General features: G+C 51.7%; 3 protein-coding genes. All 3 read right to left on the reverse strand.

What is annotated here, in order from left to right; genetic code table 11:
• Window positions 1–390: 390 nt before the first annotated feature.
• Complete coding sequence (locus QZP87_RS01770; protein ID WP_291321204.1) at window positions 391–1,989, reverse strand: AAA-like domain-containing protein; 1,599 nt, start codon at window positions 1,987–1,989, stop codon at window positions 391–393.
• 13 nt (window positions 1,990–2,002) lie between these two features.
• Window positions 2,003–2,143 carry a hypothetical protein gene (locus QZP87_RS01775; protein ID WP_291321205.1) on the reverse strand — a complete coding sequence of 47 codons (141 nt, stop codon included), beginning with the start codon at window positions 2,141–2,143 and terminating at the stop codon, window positions 2,003–2,005.
• A 356-nt stretch (window positions 2,144–2,499) separates the two neighbouring features.
• On the reverse strand, window positions 2,500–3,883 hold a 1,384-nt coding region (locus QZP87_RS01780; RefSeq protein ID WP_291321206.1), incomplete at its 5' end, for a sodium:solute symporter family protein.

The raw sequence follows: 3,883 nt of genomic DNA on the forward strand, positions 1-3,883 counted from the left end.
AACGCTTTCAGCGTTGTTTCACGGGGCAGGCCCCCAGTTGAATCCTTTCAGGGCAGCTGTCGCTGCATTCAATCACGCCACAGGCGTGACAGGACCCGCAAGGAAAAGGCATCAGCCGCTTGCGCGGCGGGGAGAGCACCTTAGCTTAGTGTCCAAAAATGAAACAGTCCCGGTGCCAAGTGCTGAACCCCCGTCATGGCTCAAATTTTTCTTGTTTTTTGTGACAGGGTTTCAGGAGTAAGTCACTAAGAAAATACCTGGATTCCGGCTTTCGCCGGAATAACGTATAAAAACAGGTCGTTGCATTGTGATGTCATACCGGCGGAAGCCGGTATCCAGGAATACTGCCAGGATTTATTGAGAAGTTACTCAATAAAGGATTAGAAGAGTTCAGGCGCCCCAGACAGTTATGCTTCTGCTTTGATGGGTTTCTTGGCGTCTGAAGATTTTCTTGCCCCAGGATACCTTTCTGTCCCGGTTGAATATAATCAGATGGGCTTCATCTGCTTTTACCCGGTCAGCATAGTCCGCGGTCTGCTCCAGGCCGGTCTGGATGGTCTTTTCCAGGTCTCCCCGCAGGATCTTGAGCTCAATGACCACCCGCTGCAAAGGTCCGTACATGTTTTTTTGCGGATCTAAGGGCCATTCAACGATCAGGTCAGTTCGCTTGCGGCCCAGGCCATATTCACGCAGAAGCCGGCCTCCGCTGTTAAGTATCCTCTGCAGAAAGGCCTGCAAGAGAAGCTGTGGAGCAGCTTCTCTGTAATCAAACCCTTCTTCCCAGATCTCGCTGTGCTCCCGGAAAAACTGCTGAAAAGCCTCAAGAAGCCTGAATATGTCAAGGCTGTGGTCGTCTTTCACATACCAGGCTGTCTCCTGGTTGCTGATCATGGTCTGCACAGACCAGGTAAGTTCCCTGGGAATAACCTCTCTGTAAATGCGGTTGGATATACGCAGACTGGGACGAAGCTGGATAAGCCCCAGGTCTTCCACATACTGCAGATCATCATCAGGGACCTGCTTCAGGGTTTCCTCTCCGGCCAGCAGGGCGGAAATCACCCCGTGTACCCTGGGTTCGCGTAGTTTGTCTCCCAGCTGATCCAGATGGGTGGCCCGGGATATGATCAGCTGTTCCCGGGCCTGCAGATAATCAGTCAGGGTGATCTTTCTGGTCCGGTCTCTCAAGGCCCGCATTTCCCAGGTCACTTCATGGCCCAGGGCGTTGACCAGCCAGGGCTGGCCTCTGGTATCCTCCCACAGTTCAGGAAAAATATCCTCTTTAAACTCCTGGCCCGTCTCTTGTGTGTGCTGCAGCCACAGAGCCCGGACCTCTTCCAGGCTGAAATTGCCCATGCGCAGGGATTTAGCCTTGATATTAAAGGCACTGCCGCCAGTGATGATTTCCCCGCCTTCCTGATGGATGCGATAATCGCGAACATCCCTGACTCCGCACAGGATGATGCTCCGGGGGAAGGCCTCCGGGCGCTGGGCATAGCCGGAACGGATCTGGCGCAGCAGGGAGATGAGAGTATCTCCCACCAGGGCGTCCACTTCATCCAGGAAAAGGATGACAGGCCTGGAGGAAATCATGGCCCATTGTCTGAGCACAGAGGCGAGCAGATACTGGGGAGAAAATTCTTTTTTATTTTTTCTATACCAGGCTTTGAGGTCAGCACAGCCGGTGTATAGCTCCACTGAGTCTGACAGAGCGTCACAGACCGCTGGTATACCTTGGGTCTCATCACCTCTGGCTGCCTGAGCCCCTTCAATGTTGGCATAGGCGCAGCTATACCGGCCCTGGGCATTAATGACCTTCATCATGGCTAAAAGGGTGCTGGTCTTACCGGTCTGTCTGGGTGCATGCAGGACAAAATAGCGCTTATGGTCCATGAGATGCTGAATTTCTTCCCAGTCCACGCGGTGCAAGGGATCAATATGATAATGATCGTCAGGGATAGTGGGGCCTGCAGTATTGAAAAAACGCTCCATGATAAGAGTCTCCTCAGAGATCTACTGTCCTGTGCCAGGCGTCTGTCGTGTACCCGGTGCCTCCTGGCAGGCCATTTCGCAACAGCCTGGAGGTTCGGCCTATATGCAGGTCTCCGGTGAACAGTATGTTTATGGTTTCTTTGTCACCACTCATTAAAATGCCCTTGCCTCAGGTACAGGTAACCATTCAGGGGGTGCCACAATCACGCCTCTGGCGTGACTGGGGACAGTCCCAGCGATACCTTTCCTGCACAAATACAATATTTACAGGGGCAGATTTTTTGAATCTGCATAGATATTCTCAGCGGGGGACAGTCCCCAGGCCTGTTGCCAGTAGCCACCATCGAGGACCCCCTGAATGGTTACAGGTACGGATGAAAAAAGCTGTGGAAGTATACGAAAAAATAGTTGCAACTTCAATTTTGAAAATGCCTGGCTGAAAAAAGCTGGCAGCAACCTTTCCCCGCGGCTGAAAGCCATGTGTCTTAACACAGACTGGAGAAGGAAGTCTTAAGCCGCGGCTGTTGTTTCTCTATCCAGCAGTATAAAAACCAACAGGTTGGCAAAAAAGCCCACCACGATTCCGTGAATTTCCCAGGGTCCGTTCAGGACATAATTCCAGATGAGCAAGGCCGCAATCCCCGCTCCAGCTCCACCTAAGAACTTTGTGCTGCTGACCCTTCTCTGCATTATGGCCATAACCAGGGGGACCAGGATTATGGGGGCCCAGAAATTGTATGCATATATCAAAATGTCCAGCACGCTTTCGATGGATAAGGCAAAAACCACAGCCATCACCCCCACAAGAAGTGTTACGCAGCGGGCCATTTTGACCTCGGATTCCCGGCTCATGGCTGTTCTGCGCAAGGGTTTCACCATGTCGTTGCTGAAGCAGATGGCAGCGGCATTGAGAAAAGAGTCCGCTGAAGACATTATAATGGCAATAACAGCAGCAATTACAATACCCTGCAGCAAAGGCGGCAGTGCCTGCTGCACCACGTAAGGCATGGCCAGATTGGGGTTGAGTTCGGGATTCAGCACCAAGGCCACCATTCCTATCAGCCCGGTGACAGCAAAAAAAGGGATGGAAAAAAGTCCGCTGTAAAGGGTGCCTCTGACAACCTGGCTTGCATTGCGGCCGATGAGCAGTCTTTGAAGGTATGGCGGAACAAGGGTCTCTCCGACTACAAAAGCCAGAAAAAGTGAAAAAAGGGCGATAACTGCTGCAGGTTCAAGGGAAATGCTTAAATGTCCCTGCGGTACAGTGCTGATAATGTGCTCCACTCCTCCTGCACTTTGAATTCCCATGAAAAGAGTCATTGGCAGGGCCACTGCCAGGATTATGAACTGTACAATATCAGTCCAGACCACAGCCTTCATGCCTCCTGCAGTGGCGTAAGCGATGACAATACTACACCCCAGGAGTATCCCCCAAAAACGTTCAAACCCGAGAAAAACATTGGTAATGTATCCGATGGCACCGATTTGCGCGCCCAGGATTCCGGCACAAAGAATGAAGCCGAACAGACCTGAAAATACTTTGGCGGTCTTGCCGTAATGAACCTCCATTATATCGCCCACTGAGATGGCGTCCCGGTATCTGTCCATCCTGGGGGCTATATATCCTGCCACAAGGATTTCCTTGAGGCTGAATCCCCACAGGGCAACTATATTGACAATGCCGAACAGAAAAACCTTTTCAGCATTGCCCATGGAAAAACCGCCTCCAATAAAGGAGGCGGACAGGGTAGCAAAAATTACCATCGAGCCGTAGGCTTTGCCTGCCACAGCGAACTGGGAAAGATTTTTGATGCCCCGGCCGGCCAGTATGCCGATAATGAGTACGCCGGCCAGGTAAACCAGAATAATAAAGTTGGTCATGAAAAAGTCCCTT

The organism is Desulfonatronospira sp. (assembly GCA_003563255.1).
Taxonomy (GTDB): domain Bacteria; phylum Desulfobacterota; class Desulfovibrionia; order Desulfovibrionales; family Desulfonatronovibrionaceae; genus Desulfonatronospira.